Origin of the sequence: Bradyrhizobium sp. 23, from assembly GCF_023073295.1 — a bacterium.
GTDB lineage: Bacteria > Pseudomonadota > Alphaproteobacteria > Rhizobiales > Xanthobacteraceae > Bradyrhizobium > Bradyrhizobium canariense_D.
In genome coordinates this window covers 490,948-491,362 of sequence record NZ_JADPJF010000042.1, presented here as the reverse complement: position 1 = coordinate 491,362, position 415 = coordinate 490,948, and the positions used below count along the sequence as shown (strand labels likewise).

Below are 415 nucleotides of genomic sequence, written 5' to 3'. Positions count from 1 at the left end.
TGGCCGGGACAAGCCCGGCCATGACGGAATTATTGCAGTTCGGGATCGAGCCAGTCGCCGATCACGGAGACCGGCAGCGTGGTCACGACGATGGTGGTCGCCGGTGCCGGCATGATCAGGGCCACATGCGCTCGCGCGCTTGCATTGGTTTCAGGCAACCGCGCGTGCAGGCGCATGCACCGCGAAAATTCAAGCGCGATGAAATCCGTAGTGATCCGGAATGGAATCCTATTCCGATGTCGCGTACATCGCGGGACATCGATCGGCGGCCTTCCAAGGGCATCACCCTCTGATCGCGCACCACGGGGTTGGGGGACCACATGGGGCGGGGGGATCAAAGGCTGGGGCAAGGTTACGAGGTCCGGACTCCTAGGCACTCCGGACCTCGGGACTTTCTATTTTGAACGTGATTTCG

General features: G+C 61.4%; 1 pseudogene. It reads right to left on the bottom strand.

The features are described 5' to 3' along the window. Positions 1 to 29 precede the first annotated feature (29 nt). Positions 30 to 116, bottom strand: a pseudogene (locus IVB32_RS12185) (ABC transporter permease); the annotation flags it as partial. Between the last annotated feature and the right edge of the window lie 299 nt (positions 117 to 415).